Origin of the sequence: Stenotrophomonas sp. Sm2128 (assembly GCF_030985535.1) — a bacterium.
GTDB classification, from domain to species: Bacteria; Pseudomonadota; Gammaproteobacteria; order Xanthomonadales; family Xanthomonadaceae; genus Stenotrophomonas; species Stenotrophomonas maltophilia.
On sequence record NZ_JAPTFQ010000088.1, the window covers coordinates 1 to 18,346 of the forward strand.

Genomic DNA, 18,346 nt, shown 5'->3' on the forward strand with positions numbered 1-18,346 from the left:
GTGCCGGCCAGCGGCCGGCACAACCCTCTGTCACGCGAGGATCAATCTTCCAGGAACAGGCTTACCACGTCGTTGGTGAAGCGGCGGCCCAGCTCGGTCGGCTGCACATGCCCATCCGTGACTTCCAGCCAGCCGCGCTGCACGGCCTCGGCCAGCGGTGCGTCCAGCACGCTGCGCGGCAGCCCCGTGCGCGACTCGAAATCGCGCAGGCCGAAACCTTCGTGCAGGCGCAGCAGGTTGAGCATGTATTCGAACGGCAGGCGCTCCGGCGCGATCACATCGTCGCCACCGAACGAGGCCGGAGTGCCGGCGCTGTCCAGGTAGGCCTGCGGGTGCTTCAGCTTCCAGCGGCGCAGCACGTGTTCCTCGGCGCCCGAGCTGATCTTGCCGTGCGCGCCGGCACCGATGCCCAGGTAGTCGCCGAAGCGCCAGTAGTTCAGATTGTGCGCGCTCTGCCGGCCGGGGCGCGCGTAGGCGCTGACCTCGTACTGGCCGAAACCGGCCTGTGCCAGCAATGCCTGGCAGTGTTCCTGCATGTCCCAGGCGTTGTCTTCATCGGGAATGCCCTGCGGCGGCCGCGCGAAGAACACCGTGTTCGGTTCCAGGGTCAGCTGGTAGTGGGAGATGTGTGCCGGCTGCAGCGCGAACGCGCGTTCCAGGTCGGCCTCGGCACCGGCCAGGGTCTGTTCCGGCAGCGCGTACATCAGGTCGATGTTGAAGTTGTCGTAGCCCGCGTCCTGCGCCATCTTCACCGCGCGCTCGGCTTCGCCACTGTCGTGGATGCGGCCCAGGCGCTTGAGCATGGCGTCGTCGAAGCTCTGGATGCCGAAGCTGAGGCGGTTCACGCCGGCCGCGCGATAGCGGTCGAAGCGGCCATGCTCGGCGGTGCCCGGGTTGGTTTCCAGGGTGATTTCGGCGTTGGGGGCAAAGCGCAGGCGCGCGCTGGCCTGCTGCAGGAAGCGGTCGATCGCCTCTGGCGGGAACAGGCTGGGCGTGCCGCCACCGAAGAACACGCTGTGTACCACCCGGCCCCAGACCAGCGGCAGGTCCTGGTCGAGGTCGCGCAGCAGCGCATCGATATAAGCGTCGAACGGCAGCTCGCCCTTGGCCTGGTGCGAATTGAAATCGCAGTACGGGCATTTGCGCACGCACCACGGCAGGTGCACGTACAACGACAGCGGTGGCGGCACCAGCCGCGGCGGGTTGTCGTGGTCGGCGGAGCAGGCTTCGCCGGGCAGGTGGTTGCAGTGGTCGTGGGCGTGCGGCATGGGCTTCTTCGGTAGTGCCGGCCGCTGGCCGGCTTCCCTGGGTCGATCGGGTGGCGTCAGTACAGCGTCGCCAGCTGCTGCTTGAGCTGCTGCAGGGCAATGGCGCGGTGGCTGATGGCGTTCTTCAGTGCCGGCTCCATTTCCGCGGCGGTCAGGCCGTGGGTGGTGTCCAGGAATACCGGGTTGTAGCCGAAACCATTGGTGCCACGCAGTTCGCGGATGATCTGCCCTTCCCAGCGGCCTTCGCAGATCAGCGGCTGCGGGTCGGTGGCGTGGCGCAGCAGCACGATCACCGCATAGAAGCGGGCGCTGCGCTGGCCATCGGGAATGTCGGCCATCGCGTCCAGCAGCTTGGCATTGTTGGCCGCAGCATTGGTCGGGTGGCCGGCATAGCGTGCGCTGTACAGGCCCGGCGCACCGCCGAGGGCATCGACGATCAGGCCCGAATCATCGGCCAGCGCCGGCAGGCCGGTCGCTTCGCAGGCCGCGCGCGCCTTCAGCAGCGCGTTCTCGACGAAGGTCAGGCCGGTCTCTTCCACATCGCCCAGCCCCAGTTCGGCGGCCGAGGTGATCTGCAGCGGCAGATCGGCAAGGATCTCCTGCATCTCCACCAGCTTGCCGGCGTTGTGGCTGGCCAGTACCAGTTTCTTCATTGACGGGGCTCCAGCAGGTCCCAGGTGTTGCCATACAGATCGCGGAACACCGCAACCGTTGCATAGGGTTCTTCGCGCGGCGCTTCCAGGAACTCGACGCCGGCGGCGACCATCGCCGCGTGGTCGCGGCGGAAGTCGTCGGTGTTGAGGAAGAAGCCGACGCGGCCGCCGGTCTGGTTGCCGATGCGGCTGCGCTGTTCCTCGTCGCTGGCGCGGGCCAGCAGCAGGGCGGCGGCGCTGCCGTCGGTCGGGCCGACCACCACCCAGCGCTTGTGCCCCTGGTCGATGTCTTCGAGCAATGCGAAGCCGAGCTTGCCGGTGTACCAGGCAATGGCTTCGTCATAGTCGGCCACCACCAGGGTGGTCAGGGCGATGCGGCGGTTCATGCCGACAGCGCCGCCTGCTGTGCGGCCAGCAGTTCGCCCACGCCCTTTTCGGCCAGGCCCAGCAGCGCATCCAGTTCATCGCGACGGAAGGCGTGGCCTTCGGCGGTGCCCTGCAGCTCGATGAAGCCGCCGCCATCGTTCATCACCACGTTCATGTCGGTGTCGCAGTCGCTGTCTTCGGCGTAGTCCAGGTCCAGCACCGGGGTGCCGCGGTACACGCCTACCGATACGGCGGCCACTGCGCCCAGGATCGGGTTGCGCTTGATGTCGCCACGCTTCATCAGCACGTTCACCGCATCGACCAGCGCCACGTAGGCGCCGGTGATGGCGGCCGTGCGGGTGCCACCGTCGGCCTGCAGCACGTCGCAGTCGAGGGTGATGGTGCGCTCGCCCAGCGCGTTGCGATCCACGCAGGCGCGCAGGCTGCGGCCGATCAGTCGCTGGATCTCCAGGGTGCGGCCACCCTGCTTGCCACGGGCCGCTTCACGGTCACTGCGGGTGTGGGTGGCGCGCGGCAGCATGCCGTATTCGGCGGTGACCCAGCCTTCGCCCTTGCCGCGCAGGAAGCCCGGCACGCGGTTCTCGACGCTGGCGGTGCACAGCACACGGGTTTCACCGAAGCACACCAGCACCGAACCTTCGGCGTGGCGGGTGAAGCCGCGTTGGATGACGACCGGGCGGAGCTGGTCGGGCTGGCGGCCGCTGGGGCGGGAATCGGACATGGTGCGGGTTCCGTAATGGCAAGGGAGTACGCCGCCACGCCCGCGGCCTTCACGGGGCGGGCAAGGGGGCTCTGGTGAGGGCGCTAGGGTACCATTCCCCCTTTGCACGCACCGGACACAATCCATGATTCGAAGCATGACCGCCTATGCCGGCGGCGAGCGGGTCACCCCGTGGGGCACGCTGGGCTGTGAGCTGCGCTCGGTCAACCACCGCTTCCTGGAGGTCGGCACCCGCCTGCCCGAGGAACTGCGGGCGCTCGAACCGCAGCTGCGCGAGCGCATCGCTGCGCGCCTGAGCCGCGGCAAGCTGGATCTGGTGATGCGCCTGCGCGCGCCGGAAGCCGCCGCCAACCTGCAGGTGGACGAGGCCCTGCTGGGCCAGCTGGGCCGCCTGGCGCACCGCCTGACCTCCGATTTCCCCAATCTGCAGGTCAGTTTCACCGACCTGCTGCAGCTGCCGGGCGTGACCCGTGGCGAGGCCACCGACGCCGCCGCCCTGCAGGTCGAGGCGCTGGCGCTGCTGGACCAGGTGCTGGATGGCTTCGTCGAGGCCCGTGAGCGCGAAGGCGGCAAGTTGGCTGCGGCCATCAGCGAGCGTGTGGACGGCATCGAACGCATCGCCACCGAAGTGCGCACGCTGATTCCGGCCATTCGCGACGGCCAGCGCGCCAAGCTGGCCGCACGCCTGGCCGACCTGCCGCACCCGGTCGACCCCGGCCGCGCCGAGCAGGAACTGGTGCTGTGGCTGCAGAAGCTGGACGTGGATGAGGAACTGGACCGCCTCGGCAGCCACATCGTCGAGATCCGCCGCGTGCTCAAGCAGCGCGAGCCGGTCGGTCGCCGCCTGGACTTCCTGCTGCAGGAGTTCAACCGCGAAGCCAATACGCTGGGCTCGAAGTCGGTGGACAGCCGTACGTCCAATGCCGCGGTGGAGCTGAAGGTGCTGATCGACCAGATCCGCGAACAGGTGCAGAACATCGAGTGATGTTGCATCCAGCGGTACAGCAGGGGCGCCTTCGGGCGCCCTTGTCGTTCCAGCGCATCAGCGCACGCTGACGCCCGGCGCTCCTTCGCTCAAACGCCCGACCACGGCTGCCTGGCCGAACCCCGCGTCGTGGAAGCAGGCCAGCACTGCATCCACCGCTTCCGGGGCGCACGACACCAGCAGGCCGCCGCTGGTCTGAGGGTCGGTCAGCAGTGGCTGCCAGTGTGCCGGCAACCCATCGGCGAAGCGCACCTCGGTGCCATAGGAGGCCCAGTTGCGGTTGGATGCGCCGGTCACGCAGCCACGCTGCAGCAGCTCCAGCGCCTGCGGCAGCAGCGGCACCTGTGCACTGTCCACCTCGGCAGCGACACCACTGGCGCGGCACACTTCCAGCAGGTGGCCGAGCAGGCCGAAGCCGGTGACGTCGGTCATGGCATGCACGCCGTCCAGCGCAGCCAGCGGCACGCCCACGGTGTTCAGGCGGGTGGTCGACGCGATCATCTGCCGGTAGCCGTCGGCATCCAGCACTTCCTTCTTCAGCGCCGACGAATACACGCCCACGCCCAACGGCTTGCCCAGCACCAGCACGTCGCCGGCGCGGGCATCGGCATTGCGCTTGAGTCGTTGCGGGTCGAGCACGCCGATCGCGGCCAGGCCGTAGATGGGTTCCACCGAATCGATGCTGTGGCCACCAGCGACCACGATGCCCGCATCGGCGCAGGCGCGTTCGCCACCCTGCAGGATGCCGCGGATCGTGTCCTGCGGCAGCGTGTTGATCGGCATGCCGACGATGGCAAGTGCGAACAGCGGGCGCGCGCCCATCGCATACAGGTCCGACAGCGCGTTGGTGGCCGCGATGCGGCCGAAGTCGAACGGGTCGTCGACGATCGGCATGAAGAAGTCGGTGGTGGCGACGATCGCCTGCCGGTCATCGAGGCGATACACCGCGGCGTCGTCGCTGTTGTCACGGCCCACCAGCAGCTCAGCCGGTGCCGGAAGTGCTGGAACGCCACGCAGCAGTTCGCTCAGCACGCCCGGCGCGATCTTGCAGCCGCAGCCGCCGCCATGCGCGAGAGAGGTCAGTCGTTGCGGGGCATCGGCCGTTGAAGGGGCGGGGGACTGCGCGTGCGTGGCCATGCCGACATCTCCTGCGGGAACGCGAATGGCGGAAGGCAGCAGGAGTCGAACCTACCAGGGAACGATCGACGCCCCCTACTGGGTTTGAAGCCCAGCCGCATGCCCGGATGCGCATGCCTTCCGAAAGTACGGCGGTACCGGTGGGCTCAGTCGCGGGCTGCGTTCCACTGCAGGTCGCCGCGAGGCCGATGCTGGTCACCGACGCGTCGAGTGTAGCCAACGCGATTGAAGAACTCCAAGATCTGGATGCTGCGTTTGCGGCCCAGGCCGATGGCATCGCGGAACGTGGCCGCATCCACCGTGCCGCTGGCCTGTGACAGCTGCGCGACGATCGCGGCGAGTTCCGCAATGCACGCGGGTGCATAGAACAGGTCCGGCACCACCTGGAACAGCTCGCCACGTGCGGTGGCGCGGCGCAGGACGGCGCGGACTTCGTCTTCGGCCAGGCCGATCTCGGCAGCAAGGGTGCGCACCCACGGCGGATCGAAGCCACCGGCGTGCAGTTGCGGCAGCACGCGTTCCAGCAGCAGACGCTCGCGTTCCGGTGGCGCATGGTCATGCCCGGGCAGGCGCCACCAGGCACCCACGCGTTGCACGCTGCCGTCGTCCAGCAGGTCCTGCAGCAGCGCATTCCAGAGGCTCGCTGCAAGCGCGGGCAGGGTGCTGCGCTGCAGGCGGCCGCTGTCGACACCGGGTTCGTCCGGGCGTCGCTCATGCCATCCACGCAGTGAGGCGATCACCTGCTCGCGCAATGCCTGCCAGTGCGACACAAGGATGACTACCGTGTCTTCGCGGGTGACGATGCGTCGCGTGTCTGCAGGAAGATCGATCCGGTCGGCGGCGCGCCGGCAGTAGCGCTGCAGCGCGGCCATGGCAACGCCGAAGGGCGCCTGCTGCAACAGTGGGCCGATTCCCGCACCCGCGGCCAGTTGCTCCAGTGCTCCCAGCCATGCGAGCCGTGCAGGACTGCGCCGGCGCCGCTGTGGCGGGTCCGGATCGAGCACGAGGCCGCCGCCCAGCGTGTGGGTGGCCGCTGAATCGCGGGCAATGAAGCGATCGCCACACATCGCACAGACCGGAGCATCGAACACCAGCTGCACCAACTGCCCATCACCGTGGTCATGGTCCTCCAGCAGCACCACATGGGCCTGCCGGTGCATCGTGCCCCAGTGGATATGCAGCGGTGCCCAGTCGCGCAACGGTGCGGCCAACGCGGACAGCCGCAACCGCACATCAACGCGGGTGGTGGCCAGCAGTGCGCGTGCGTCGGCGATCCAGTCACCGCGGTGGATGTCGTCACGGGCGATGGCCGCCAGGTTCAGTGCGCAGCGCTGCCCGGCCATCGCGTGGTCACTGGCCTGGTTCTGCGAGTGGATGCTGCGTATGCGCACTTCAGTGGCGGCCGGCATCAGCTGCAGATGCTCACCCACCGAGGCGATGCCGCCGTGCACTGCACCGGTCACCAGCGTGCCATGACCGGCCAGCGAGAACACGCGGTCCACCGGCATGCGGAACAGCTCGCTGCGCAGTTCGGCCTGGCGCGTGCTGGCATCGTCCGCCGCCCACGCGTGCAGCTGGGTACGCAGCGCGTTGATGCCAGCATCGTCGGGTGCGGTGCTGTTGCAGGTGAACACAGGGGAATCCTGCAGCGGCGTGCCGGCCAGCAGGGCAGCGACCTCGATCTCGACCCGGGCCAGGCGCGCCGCATCCACACGGTCGATCTTGGTCAGCGCCACCGCACCCCGGTTCACGCCCAGCAGCTGCAAGATGGCCAGATGCTCGCGGGTCTGTGGCATCACGCCGTCGTCGGCAGCGATGACCAGCAGGGCGACGTCGATACCCGTGGCGCCGGCCACCATCGTGTGCACGAAGCGCTCGTGGCCTGGCACGTCGACGAAACCCAGCGTCGCGACAGGACCTGTGCCGTCCCTGCGTTCCACAGGAACATAGGCATAGCCCAGCTCGATGGAAATACCACGCGTACGCTCTTCCTGCAGGCGATCGGTTTCGATGCCGGTCAGTGCCCGTACCAGGCTGGTCTTGCCATGGTCGATATGCCCGGCGGTGCCGACGATCATGCCTGCAGCGTGCTCCACTGGGCGAGGAAGTCGGCTTCGTCGGCCGGTTCCAGGCAGCGCAGGTCCAGCCACAGCGCGTCATCGGCAATGCGGCCCAGCACGGGTCGCGGCAGCTGACGCAGGCGCTTGGCCAGGCGATCCAGTCCGCCACGGCGCGCGCTGGTAATGCGCAGTCCGGCGCTGGCCAGCTGCGCCTGTGGCTGGGCGCCGCTGCCGATCTGGCTGTGCATCGAAGCAGGCTCGAGGCTGTAGTCCGCCGCCAGCGAGGCACGCATCGGCTGCAGCAGGCGCTGGGCCTGCGCATCAATGTCATCCTGCGTGCGCGAGAGCGTGCGCAGTGTCGGCAGCCGCTGTGCCAGCAGCTCGGGTTCGCGGTACAGGGCCAGCACCGCCTCCAGTGCGGCCAGGCCCATCTTGTCCATGCGCAGTGCCCGCTTCAGCGGGTTGCGGTTGATCCGCGCGATCAGGTCCGCGCGACCGGCGATGATGCCGGCCTGCGGGCCACCCAGCAGCTTGTCGCCGCTGAACGAAACCAGATCGGCGCCGGCCGTCAGCGTTTCCTGCACGGTGGGTTCGTGCGGCAGGCCGAACGTGGCCAGATCGCACAGGCTGCCACTGCCCAGGTCCACCACCAGCGGCAGGCCATGTTCGTGCGCGATCGCGGCCATCGCCGCGGTGTCGACCTTGGCAGTGAATCCGCTGATCGCGTAGTTGCTGGCGTGCACCTCCATCAGCAGCGCTGTGCGCGCGCCGATGGCGTTGGTGAAGTCGGCCGGATGGGTGCGGTTGGTGGTACCTACTTCCAGCAGCCGCGCGCCGGCGCTGCGCATCACGTCGGGAATGCGGAAGGCGCCACCGATCTCCACCAGCTCGCCGCGCGACACCACCACGTCACGGCGGTTGGCCAGGCTGTTGAGCAGCAGCAGGACCGCCGCCGCATTGTTGTTGACCACAGTGGCGGCTTCGGCACCGGTCAGCTCGCAGATCAGTGCCTGTACCCGCGCATCGCGGTCGCCGCGACGGCCACGGATGACGTCGAACTCCAGATCGACCGGCGCGGTCATCGCGCGGGTGACTGCCTGCACCGCGGCCTCGGGCAGCAATGCGCGACCCAGGTTGGTATGCAGTACGGTGCCGGTCAGGTTGAACATCGGTTGCAGGTCCAGCCGTGCATCGGCTGCCAGTTCGGCCTCGACCGCTGCCACCAGCGCCGGGCCGTCGACCGCTTCCTGCAGCTGCGCGGTCGACAACTGGCTGGCGCTTACACGCTCACGCAGCACCTGCAGGTGCGAACGCAGCAGCTGGGTGATGCGGCTTCGACCGTGGCCTTCGATCAGTGGCGCCAGTGCAGGCAGGCGCAGCACCCGGTCCAGCGAGGGCAGGGCGGCGGCCGATGCCGGGGCGGGGGGCATGGCTGTCATCGCCTCAATCGCCGTCGGATTGCCACAGCAGAGGATTCTGGCTGGCACGCGCATAGCCTTCCTCGGCCAGCAGCAGATCCAGCGCCAGCGTGCCGAGGTCATCGGCCACCGGCTCCAGTGACGGGTCCTTTTCCAGATACAGGATCTTGCGGTAGCTGTGACAGTGGTCGCAGGTCTCGGCACGCACCGCGCTCTCGCGCACCGCCTCGCCGCTGTCGCCGTCCACATCGGCCAGGGCGCGATAGGCGATGTCCTTGCCGGCGGCACCACACTGGCTGCACTGCACGCGCACGTAGTGCCACTGGCAGGCGCACAGCGAGCACGACAGGTAACGGTAGGACGCATAGGGTGCGCGTGCCTGCACCACGCTGGTCACCGGCAACGTGCCGCACAGCGGGCACAGCCCTGGCGCATCAGCCAGCGGCTTCAGGTCGGTAGGGCGGAAGCTGGCTGCGAGCACCGCCCAGTAAACCTGCAGTGCGTTCATCACCAGCAGCGCAGCGACCGCATCCACCGACGGCGCGTCATCGCGCTCCAGCACCGCGTGCGCCTGAGCATCCAGCCAGGCGTCGTCGGCAGCCGCGACGCGTTGCAGCTCCTGTCGGGTTTCCAGCGGCAGCCCCGTTTCGTCGGCACAGTGCTGGCACAGCATGCGCAGCCAGTCGCGCCAGCATCCATCCAGCTGAAGCGTGTTGGCCGGCCGCAACGGCATGCCGGCACCGGCCGCCGCACTCGACTGCTGCGCACGCGCCTGCGACTGCAGCGCCTCGCGCTGCTGCGGTGTCAGCTCATCCAGCATCGCCTGCTGTGCATCGGCCAACGCCGCCAGCAGCTGCAGGTAACCGCCGATGGCACTGTGCGCGGCCAGGCTGCGCAGGCGCGTCGCGCGCTCGGCGAACAGTGACTCGATATCGGGCAGGATGATGCGCGGCACATCGCGCGAGGCGAGCGTCTCGATCTCACCGGGTTCAAGGATGCGTTGCGCCATGCAGGGCCAGCCAGAAGAACCAGCCTCCATCCTCGCCGTTGTCGGCGCTCGCGTCCAGCGGGTTCAAACAACGCAGTCGAGCAAAGCAGTCGAGCACGGCTCGACTCTACAAAAACCGGTTTCGGTCGTTGCCATGTTCATCGTGTCGACCAAGGTCGACACCCACCAGCAACGGGAAACTGTCGAAGGCGGGGCACTGTGGGTTTGCGGGGTGTCCGCGGCATGGATGCCGCGGCCAAGCCCCCAGGGACGGGTTCACGGCGTCCCCGCAAATCCACAGTGCCCCGCCAACCCACGTATAGCCAGCTTTTGACGTTGACCTTGCCTCTGCGGGTGCAGGGCCGCAGGCCCTGCCGCTACCCCTCTTCCCGCCGCCCGCGCAGGATGTCCCTGAACCACTGCCGGTGGTGCTTGTACGCCCACCCATAGGTCACCTTGCCCTGGGTCATCGCCCGCACCGAGCCCTTGATCCAGATCGCGGCATAGATGTGCACCACGATCGCGCACACCAGCACCCAGCCGAACAGCGCATGGGCCAGCACCGAGAAGCGGATCACCCCGATCGGGAAGAAGTGGCTGAAGTACTGCCGCCAGATCACGAAGCCGGTCAGCAGCAGCGCCGACAGGCAGCCGATGATGGCCCAGAACAGCAGTTTCTGGCCGGCATTGAAACGGCCCACCGGCGGCAGCTTCTCATCCTCGTTGCGCAGTACATCGCGCATGCCGCGCATCCATGCGCGATCGTCGGCGGTCGGCAGATTGTCGCGCCACATGCGGAACGCCAGCAGCGCAAAGCCCACCACCATGGCCAGCCCGATGAACGGATGCAGGATGCGCGTCCAGGGGCCGCCACCGAACAGCTGGGTCAACGGGAACAGGGCAGGGTGGAACAGCGCCAGCCCGGACAGCGCGGTCAGCACGAAGCAGATCGCCACGATCCAGTGGTTGATGCGGGTCGGTGCGCGGTAGCGGATGATCTGGCGCGGGTGCGGGGCGTACTTCATGGCCGCTGCTCCTCTTCGATCTTCTTCGCCTCGTGCTCGGCTTCCTCTTCTTCCTCGTCATTGACCGTGTTGCGGCCGATGCCGATGTAATGCAGGAAGCCGGCGAAGGCGGTGGCGGCGATCGCCAGCACGCCCAGCGGCTTGGCCACGCCCTTCCACACCTCCACCATCGGGCTGATGCGCGGATCCTTGGGCAGGTCGGCATACAGCTCCGGCTTGTCCACGTGCTGCAGCACGTACATCACGTGGGTGCCGCCGACGCCCTGCGGATCGTACAGGCCGGCATTCTCGTAGCCGCGCGATTTCAGGTCTTCCACGCGTCCGGCCGCATGCTCGGTCATCGCCTGCTTGCTGCCGAAGGTAATCGCGCCGGTCGGGCAGGTCTTCACGCAGGCCGGTTCCTGGCCCACCGCCACCCGGTCCGAACACAGCGTGCACTTGTAGGCCTTGTGGTCCTTCTTGGAGATGCGCGGCACGTCGAACGGACAACCGGTCACGCAGTAGCCGCAGCCGATGCAGTTCTCTTCCTGGAAGTCGACGATGCCGTTGGCGTACTGGATGATGGCACCGGGCGACGGGCAGGCCTTCAGGCAGCCCGGATCGCTGCAGTGCATGCAGCCTTCCTTGCGGATCAGCCACTCCAGCTTGCCCTTCTCGTCCTCGTACTCGCGGAACTTCATCACCGTCCACGACTGTTCGCTCAGGTCGGGCGGGTTGTCATAGCTGCCAACGCAGCTGCCCACTTCGTCGCGCAGGTCATTCCACTCCATGCAGGCGACCTGGCAGGCCTTGCAGCCGATGCACTTGCTCACATCGATCAGCTTGGCGACCTGGCCGGTGTGCGCACCACGCGCCTCCGGCGAGGGCGTGGTGGTGGCCGAGCGGCGGATGATGTCCAGGGATTGCAGTGACATGGCGTGTCTCCTACACCTTCTCGACCTTGACCAGGATGCACTTCGATTCGGGCGTCTGCGAGTTGCCGTCACCGATGGCGTTGGTCAGCGTATTGGCGATGTATCCGGGCTTGGCCGCACCGAGGAAGCCCCAGTGGATCGGCACGCCCACCTGGTGCACGGTCCGGCCATCGATCTGCAGGGCCTTGATGCGCTTGGTCACCATGGCGACCGCTTCGATGTGGCCGCGCTTGGAACTGACCCGCACGCGGCTGCCGTTGTTGATACCCAGCTCGTCGGCCAACGCCGCGCCGATCTCGACGAACTGCTCGGGCTGGATGATGGCGTTCAACTTGCCGTGCTTGGTCCAGAAGTGGAAATGCTCGGTCAGGCGGTAGGTGGTGGCCACATGCGGGAACTCGTCCGGCGAACCGATCTGTGCGCGATCGCTGGCGAATACGCGGGCGGCCGGGTTGTTCAGCGTCAGTGCCTGGCCGGGGCTGAGCGGGTTGCTGCGCAGCGGTGTATCGAACGGTTCGTAGTGCTCCGGGAACGGGCCTTCGGCCATGCCGGCCTTGGCGAAGAAGCGCGCGATGCCCTCCGGGTTCATGATGAACGGGCCCATTCCGCCGGCGGGATCTTCGTCGGCCTTGAAGTCGGGCACGTCCACGCTGCCCCAGTTTTTCCCGTTCCACGCCAGCAGCGTGCGCCGCGGATCAAATGGCTTTCCGGCGACGTCGCACGAGGCGCGGTTGTACATCACGCGACGATTGGCCGGCCACGCCCAGGCCCAGCCCAGCGTGTTGCCGATGCCGGTGGGGTCGCTGTTGTCACGCCGCGCCATCATGTTGCCGGTCGGGCCCCAGGCACCGATGTAGATCCAGCAGCCGGAGGCGGTGCTGCCGTCGTCGCGCAGGTCGCCGAATGCGGCCAGCTGCTCGCCGGCCTTGCGCACCAGCTTGGTTGGGTCCTTCGGATCGAACACGTCGGCCAGCGCCTTGCCGTTGTATTCCATCGCCAGTTCTTCGGGCGTGGGTACCTCAGGGTTGGCGTAGTTCCAGGCCAGGTCGCGCACCGGCTCCCACCACGCACCGCCGTCCTTCTCGTACATCGCTTTGATGCGATGGAACAGCTCGGACATGATCTCGATGTCGCTGCGTGCTTCTCCTGGTGGGTTGGCACCCTTCCAGTGCCACTGCAGCCAGCGCGAGGAATTCACCACCGCGCCGTTCTCCTCGGCGAAGGAGGTGGTCGGCAGGCGGAATACTTCGGTCTGGATCGTGCTCGGGTCGACGTCGTTCAACGCACCGTGGTTCTGCCAGAAGGCGATGGTCTCGGTTTCCAGCGGGTCCATGCTGACCATGAACTTCAGCTTGGAGAACGCGCTGATCAGCTTGCCCTTGTTCGGCGCCGAGGCCAGCGGATTGAAGCCCTGACAGATGTAGCCGTGGATCTTGCCTTCGTTCATCAGCTCGTACGCCTGCAGCATGTCGTACGGCTTGTCGAGCTTGGGCAGGTAATCGAAACACCAGTTGTTGTCGGCGGTGGCGGCGTCACCCCACCACGATTTCATCAGGCTGACGTGGAACTTCGGGTAGTTCTGCCAGAACGACATCTGGTTGGCGCGCAGCGGCTTCTGCGTGCGCTTGGCGATGTAGGCCTCGTAGTCCTGCTCGTCCTGTTTCGGCAGGGTCAGGTAGCCGGGCAGCAGGTCGGACATCAGGCCGATGTCGGTCAGGCCCTGGATGTTGGAATGCCCGCGCAAGGCGTTCATGCCGCCACCGGCCACGCCGATGTTGCCCAGCAGCAGCTGCACCATGGTGCCGGCACGTACGTTCTGCGCGCCGATCGAGTGCTGCGTCCAGCCCAGCGCGTACAGGATGGTCATCGCCTTGTCCTTGCCGGCGGTGGACGCGATCATGTCCCAGATCTGGCGGATGCTGTCGGCCGGCGTGCCGCAGATGCGTTCGACCATCTCCACCGTGTAGCGCGCATAGTGCTGCTTGAGCAGGTTGTAGACGCAGCGCGGGTCCTTCAGCGTCGGGTCGCTGCGCACGAAGCCATCATCACCGTAGGCGTAGTCCCAGCTGGAGCGGTCGTAGCTGCGCTTCTCTTCGTTGTAGCCCGAATACAGGCCGTCCTTGAAGGCGAACTCGTCCTTCACCAGGAACGACATGTCGGTGTAGTTCAGCACGTACTCGTGCTGGATGCGGTCCTCGGTCAGCAGGTAGTTGATCAGGCCCCCCAGGAACACGATGTCGGTACCGGTGCGGATCGGCGCGTACACGTCGGCCACCGCGGCCGAGCGGTTGAATCGCGGATCGACCACGATCAGGCGTGCCTTGTTGTGTGCCTTGGCCTCGGTCACCCATTTGAACCCGCACGGGTGCGCCTCGGCGGCATTGCCACCCATGATCAGGATCAGGTCGGCATTCTTGATGTCGACCCAGTGATTCGTCATCGCACCACGGCCTAGCGTCGGGGCAAGACCTGCCACCGTCGGGCCGTGTCAGACACGTGCCTGGTTGTCGAATGCCAACATGCCAAGGGAGCGCACGACCTTGTGGGTCAGCACCGCGGTTTCATTGCTGGTGGCCGAGGCCGCCAGCATGCCGGTGGTCAGCCAGCGGTTGACCGTCTGCCCGGCCTCGTTCTTCTGCACGAAGTTGGCATCGCGGTCTTCCTTCATCAGCCGCGCGATGCGGTCCAGCGCATCGTCCCAGCTCAGCCGCTTCCACTCGTTCGAGCCCGGCGCGCGGTACTCGGGGTAGAGCAGGCGCGACTTGCTGTGGATGATGTCGGCCAGGCCGGCGCCCTTCGGGCACAGCGTGCCGCGGTTCACCGGATGGTCCGGGTCGCCTTCGATATGGAAGATGCTCGGCTCGGCGTTCTTGGCACCATCGCCGAGGCTGTACATCAGGATGCCGCAGGCCACCGAACAGTAGGTACAGGTGTTGCGGGTCTCGGTCGCGCGGGTCAGCTTGTACTGCCTGACCTCCGCGAGCGCGATGCCGGGCGCGAAGCCCATCAATGCCAGGCTGGAGCCGACCAGGGTTGTCCCGGTCACTTTCAGGAACTGGCGGCGGCTCATCGATGGCATGCCGTTCTCCTGGGATGGCGGGGAGGCGCAGGCCTCCGGGCTGTCGTTGGGTACGGCCCGGTTATAGCACAGGCCCCCGTACGCCCATGTGGCACAAGGCCCGGCGCCCGCCAGACGGGCGCGCGACGGGGCCGCTCTGGTAAAGTTGCGTGCCCGCCCCCCGGGGAAAGCGTCTGCCGGGCCTGGTTCCAGGATGTTCCGCGCAGCCCCCGCCGTCCTGGCGCGATCCTCCGCGCCGGATCTGGAACACCGAGGAAAAATTTTGCGAAATCAACCCGTTGGATCCCCCGCATGAGCGCCGCGTCGAAGCCGTCGGACGCCGTTGCGCGCGGCACGCTGTACATCGTTGCCGCCCCGTCCGGTGCCGGCAAGAGCAGCATCGTCAATGCCACCCTGGCGCGTGACCCGCAGATCGCCCTGTCGATCTCCTTCACCTCGCGCGCGATGCGCCCGGGTGAAGTGAACGGCCAGCACTACCATTTCGTCTCTGCGGAGAGGTTCGAGGAAATGATCGCCGCCGGCGACTTCTTCGAGCATGCCTGGGTGCACGGCGACTGGAAGGGCACCGCCCGGCAGTCGGTGGAGCCGCAGCTGGCCGCCGGCCAGGACGTGCTGCTGGAAATCGACTGGCAGGGTGCGCAGCAGGTGCGCCAGCTGGTGCCGGGCACGGTCACCGTGTTCATCCTGCCGCCGTCCAAGCAGGCCCTGCAGGACCGCATGCGCAAGCGCGGCCAGGACAGCGAGGCGGTCATCGCCCAGCGCCTGGGCGCGGCACGCGATGAAATGCTGCACTTCAACGAGTTCGACTACGTCATCGTCAACGAGGTGTTCGACACCGCCGTGGACGAGCTGTGCGCCATCTTCACCGCCAGCCGCCTGCGCCGGGAGGCCCAGAAGGTCCGCCACGCCGGCCTGATCCAGGCCCTGCTGACCCCAGATCCGGGTGCAACTGACTGATTCCAAAAGAATCGGGTGGGGGTTGGCTTGATTTTGTCCAGCCCCTGCCAGTACACTCCGTCCCCTTTCCCTCATTCGACTGAGCGGCCGACCGGTCGCCGGGAGCCCGTATGGCCCGCATCACCGTAGAAGATTGCCTGGAAGTCGTTAACAACCGTTTCGAACTGGTCATGATGGCTTCCAAGCGTGCCCGCCAGCTCGCCAACGGCGTGCAGGCCACGCTGGACAACAGCGAGACCGAGGACAAGCCGACCGTGCTGGCGCTGCGCGAAATCGCCGCCCGCAAGATCGACAACGCGCTGATCGACGAAGTCGAGAAGGCCGAGCGTGAGCGCGCCGAGCGCGAAGCGCTGGAGTGGGCTGCCGCCGAAGTGGTCGCCGACGAAGACATGTCCAAGAACGACGATTGATCGCATCGATCAACGTCATTGCTGGATCGCCGAACAGCCCGCCCCGTGCGGGCTGTTTCGCATTCAGGATTTGCCGTAAACGTCGCGCTGGAATAGGCTTCGGGCATGAACCCAGGCCCCACTGCCAAGGTCGCCGCAGCCCCCGCTGCCGCCGTACCCGACTACGTCCTCCAGCTTGAACGCGCCGCCCATTACCTGCCGCCGGAACAGCTGCCGCTGCTGCGCCGTGCCTGGGAAGTCGGTGCCTCCGCGCACGCTGGGCAGACGCGCAAGTCGGGCGAGCCCTATATCACCCATCCGGTGGCCGTGGCCCAGGTGCTGGCCGAGCTCGGCCTGGACGTGGAAGCGCTGATCGCCGCGATCCTGCACGACACCATCGAAGACACCCCGCTCACCCGCGAGGCGCTGGCTGCCGAGTTCGGCGAAGCCGTGGCCGAACTGGTCGACGGCGTCACCAAGCTGGACAAGCTGAAGTTCCGCGACCGCCAGGAAGCGGCCGCCGAGAGCTTCCGCAAGATGCTGCTGGCGATGTCGCGCGACCTGCGCGTGATCATGATCAAGCTGGCCGACCGCCTGCACAACATGCGCACGCTGGGCGCGCAGAGCCGCGAAGCGCGCGGCCGCATCGCCCGCGAGACGCTGGAGATCTACGCGCCCATCGCCCAGCGCCTGGGCATGAGCCTGGTCAAGAGCGAGCTGCAGAACCTCGGCTTCAAGGCGCTCTACCCGTGGCGCCACGCCATCATTGAAAAACACATCCGCAGCCAGCCGGTGGTGCGCCGCGAGGCGATGGCGCAGGTGGAAGTGCAGCTGTCGCAGCGCCTGGCCAAGGAGGGGATCGAGCATCGGCTGATCAGCCGCATCAAGACCCCGTGGAGCATCTACAACAAGATGCGCGACGAGAATAAATCCTTCGACCAGGTGATGGACGTGTTCGGCTTCCGCCTGGTCGTGCGCAGCGTGCCCAGCTGTTACCACGCGCTGGGTTCGGTGCATGCCACCTTCAAACCGCTGGATGGCCGCTTCCGCGATTTCATCGCCATTCCCAAGGCCAACGGCTACCAGTCGCTGCACACCGTGCTGTTCGGGCCGTACGGCTCGCCGATCGAAGTGCAGATCCGTACCGAGGAAATGGACCTGATCGCCGAGCGCGGCGTGGCCGCGCACTGGACCTACAAGTTTGGTGGCGATTCGCCCAACAGCGCGCAGAGCCGTGCCCACGCCTGGATCGTCGAGCTGATCGACTCGCAGCGCGCTGCCGGCTCCTCGCTGGAGTTCCTCGACAACGTCAAGGTCGACCTGTTCCCGGACGAGGTCTATCTGTTCACGCCGAAGGGCAAGATCCTGGCCCTGCCGCGCAATTCCACCGCGCTCGATTTCGCCTACGCCGTGCATACCGATGTCGGCAACATGGCGGTGGCCTCGCGCGTTGACAAGAAACTGGTGCCACTGCGCACCAAGCTGGTGTCGGGGCAGTCGGTGGAGATCATCACCGCACGCTCGGCCACGCCGAAACCGCAGTGGCTGGAATTCGTGGTTACCAGCAAGGCGCGCACTGCCATCCGCCACCAGCTCAAGCAGCTGGAACACGAAGATGCCGTGCAGCTGGGCCACCGCATGCTCGACCGTGCGCTGGAGGCGATGGATTCGTCGCTGGAACGGCTGCCGAAGGGGCGCCTGGATGCGTTCCTGACCGAGCACCGTTTCCCGCGCCTGGAGGCGCTGCTGGCCGAGGTGGCGCTGGGCAACTGGATGCCGACCCAGGCCGCGCAGGCGCTGATGGCCTACGCCGAACTGCGTGGCGGCCCGCATTCGCGCCACCATTCGCAGGAAAAGATCCTGATCAACGGCAGCGAGCGCGGCGTGGTCACGTTCGCCGGCTGCTGCCAGCCGATTCCCGGCGACGAGATCATGGGCTACCACACCGCCGGCAAGGGCATCGTGGTGCACCGCATGGACTGCCCGAACCTGGCCGAGCTGCGCAAGTCGCCCGAGCGCTGGGTGCCGATCGGCTGGGACACCACCGTCTCCGGCGACTACGACACTTCGCTGGTGGTGGAAGTAGAGAACGGCACCGGCGTGCTGGCGCAGCTGGCCGCTGCCATCGCCCAGAGCCATTCCAACATCGAGCGCGTGGACTACCTGGACCGCGACTTCAACGCCGCCGTGCTGGCGTTCAACATCCAGGTACGCGACCGCAACCACCTGGCCGAAGTGATGCGCCGCCTGCGCCGCCTGTCGGTCGTGCAGTCGGTACGCCGCCAGTAGGTCCACGCCATGCGTGGATGACGTTCCGCGCACACGACGTACGGGGTCGGATCCGTTTCCCGCCGGGAAACGGATC

15 protein-coding genes and 1 tRNA gene are annotated in these 18,346 nt (G+C 67.1%); 4 read left to right on the plus strand and 12 right to left on the minus strand.

Going from position 1 to position 18,346, the window contains the following annotated elements; all coding sequences use genetic code 11:
• Positions 1–41 precede the first annotated feature (41 nt).
• Genes hemW through rph form a run of 4 tightly spaced genes read right to left on the minus strand, consistent with a single transcriptional unit; the run spans position 42 to position 3,029 of the window.
• A complete protein-coding gene (gene hemW, locus O0K41_RS19365) occupies positions 42–1,268 on the minus strand; it encodes a radical SAM family heme chaperone HemW (RefSeq protein WP_049450496.1) in 1,227 nt (408 codons plus the stop codon).
• Positions 1,269–1,324: 56 nt separating this feature from the next.
• Entirely contained in the window at positions 1,325–1,921 is a 597-nt protein-coding gene (rdgB, locus tag O0K41_RS19370) for an RdgB/HAM1 family non-canonical purine NTP pyrophosphatase (protein WP_005410891.1), read from the minus strand.
• Entirely contained in the window at positions 1,918–2,307 is a 390-nt protein-coding gene (locus tag O0K41_RS19375) for a VOC family protein (RefSeq protein ID WP_005414366.1), read from the minus strand. Before O0K41_RS19375 ends, rdgB begins: the two co-directional genes overlap by 4 nt.
• A complete protein-coding gene (gene rph, locus O0K41_RS19380) occupies positions 2,304–3,029 on the minus strand; it encodes a ribonuclease PH (RefSeq protein ID WP_005410889.1) in 726 nt (241 codons plus the stop codon). Before rph ends, O0K41_RS19375 begins: the two co-directional genes overlap by 4 nt.
• Before the next feature lie 124 nt (positions 3,030–3,153).
• Here rph and O0K41_RS19385 point away from each other — a divergent pair, with 124 nt between their 5' ends.
• Positions 3,154–4,014 carry a YicC/YloC family endoribonuclease gene (locus O0K41_RS19385; protein ID WP_005410888.1) on the plus strand — a complete coding sequence of 287 codons (861 nt, stop codon included), beginning with the start codon at positions 3,154–3,156 and terminating at the stop codon, positions 4,012–4,014.
• Between the two features lie 57 nt (positions 4,015–4,071).
• Here the strand turns inward: O0K41_RS19385 and selD are convergent, their stop codons facing one another.
• The 8 genes from selD to fdnG form a co-directional block, all read right to left on the minus strand.
• Positions 4,072–5,151, minus strand: coding sequence for a selenide, water dikinase SelD (gene selD, locus O0K41_RS19390; RefSeq protein WP_049450494.1), 1,080 nt, complete (start codon positions 5,149–5,151; stop codon positions 4,072–4,074).
• A 26-nt stretch (positions 5,152–5,177) separates the two neighbouring features.
• A tRNA-Sec gene (locus O0K41_RS19395) sits at positions 5,178–5,273 on the minus strand.
• Positions 5,274–5,297: 24 nt separating this feature from the next.
• Positions 5,298–7,229: a selenocysteine-specific translation elongation factor gene (gene selB, locus O0K41_RS19400; RefSeq protein ID WP_164223100.1), complete on the minus strand. Its 1,932-nt coding sequence runs from the start codon at positions 7,227–7,229 to the stop codon at positions 5,298–5,300.
• A complete protein-coding gene (gene selA, locus O0K41_RS19405) occupies positions 7,226–8,650 on the minus strand; it encodes an L-seryl-tRNA(Sec) selenium transferase (protein WP_164223103.1) in 1,425 nt (474 codons plus the stop codon). The genes selB and selA overlap by 4 nt, the downstream gene beginning before the upstream one ends.
• Before the next feature lie 4 nt (positions 8,651–8,654).
• A complete protein-coding gene (gene fdhE / locus O0K41_RS19410; protein ID WP_164223106.1) occupies positions 8,655–9,638 on the minus strand; it encodes a formate dehydrogenase accessory protein FdhE in 984 nt (327 codons plus the stop codon).
• Between the two features lie 356 nt (positions 9,639–9,994).
• On the minus strand, positions 9,995–10,642 hold the full coding sequence (locus O0K41_RS19415; protein WP_005410882.1) for a formate dehydrogenase subunit gamma: 648 nt from the start codon (positions 10,640–10,642) through the stop codon (positions 9,995–9,997).
• The gene (gene fdxH, locus O0K41_RS19420) at positions 10,639–11,556 is read right to left on the minus strand and encodes a formate dehydrogenase subunit beta (RefSeq protein ID WP_012481154.1); all 918 of its coding nucleotides are present in this window, start codon (positions 11,554–11,556) and stop codon (positions 10,639–10,641) included. Before fdxH ends, O0K41_RS19415 begins: the two co-directional genes overlap by 4 nt.
• A gap of 10 nt (positions 11,557–11,566) precedes the next feature.
• Positions 11,567–14,635: a formate dehydrogenase-N subunit alpha gene (fdnG, locus tag O0K41_RS19425; protein WP_138464127.1), complete on the minus strand. Its 3,069-nt coding sequence runs from the start codon at positions 14,633–14,635 to the stop codon at positions 11,567–11,569.
• Between the two features lie 291 nt (positions 14,636–14,926).
• Between fdnG and gmk the strand changes: the two genes are divergently transcribed.
• The 3 genes from gmk to O0K41_RS19440 all read left to right on the plus strand — a co-directional run bounded on the left by gmk (position 14,927) and on the right by O0K41_RS19440 (position 18,270).
• Positions 14,927–15,592, plus strand: coding sequence for a guanylate kinase (gene gmk / locus O0K41_RS19430; RefSeq protein ID WP_005414359.1), 666 nt, complete (start codon positions 14,927–14,929; stop codon positions 15,590–15,592).
• A 110-nt stretch (positions 15,593–15,702) separates the two neighbouring features.
• Positions 15,703–16,002 carry a DNA-directed RNA polymerase subunit omega gene (gene rpoZ / locus O0K41_RS19435; protein ID WP_005410877.1) on the plus strand — a complete coding sequence of 100 codons (300 nt, stop codon included), beginning with the start codon at positions 15,703–15,705 and terminating at the stop codon, positions 16,000–16,002.
• Positions 16,003–16,107: 105 nt separating this feature from the next.
• Entirely contained in the window at positions 16,108–18,270 is a 2,163-nt protein-coding gene (locus O0K41_RS19440) for a bifunctional (p)ppGpp synthetase/guanosine-3',5'-bis(diphosphate) 3'-pyrophosphohydrolase (RefSeq protein ID WP_049432610.1), read from the plus strand.
• Positions 18,271–18,346 lie beyond the last annotated feature (76 nt).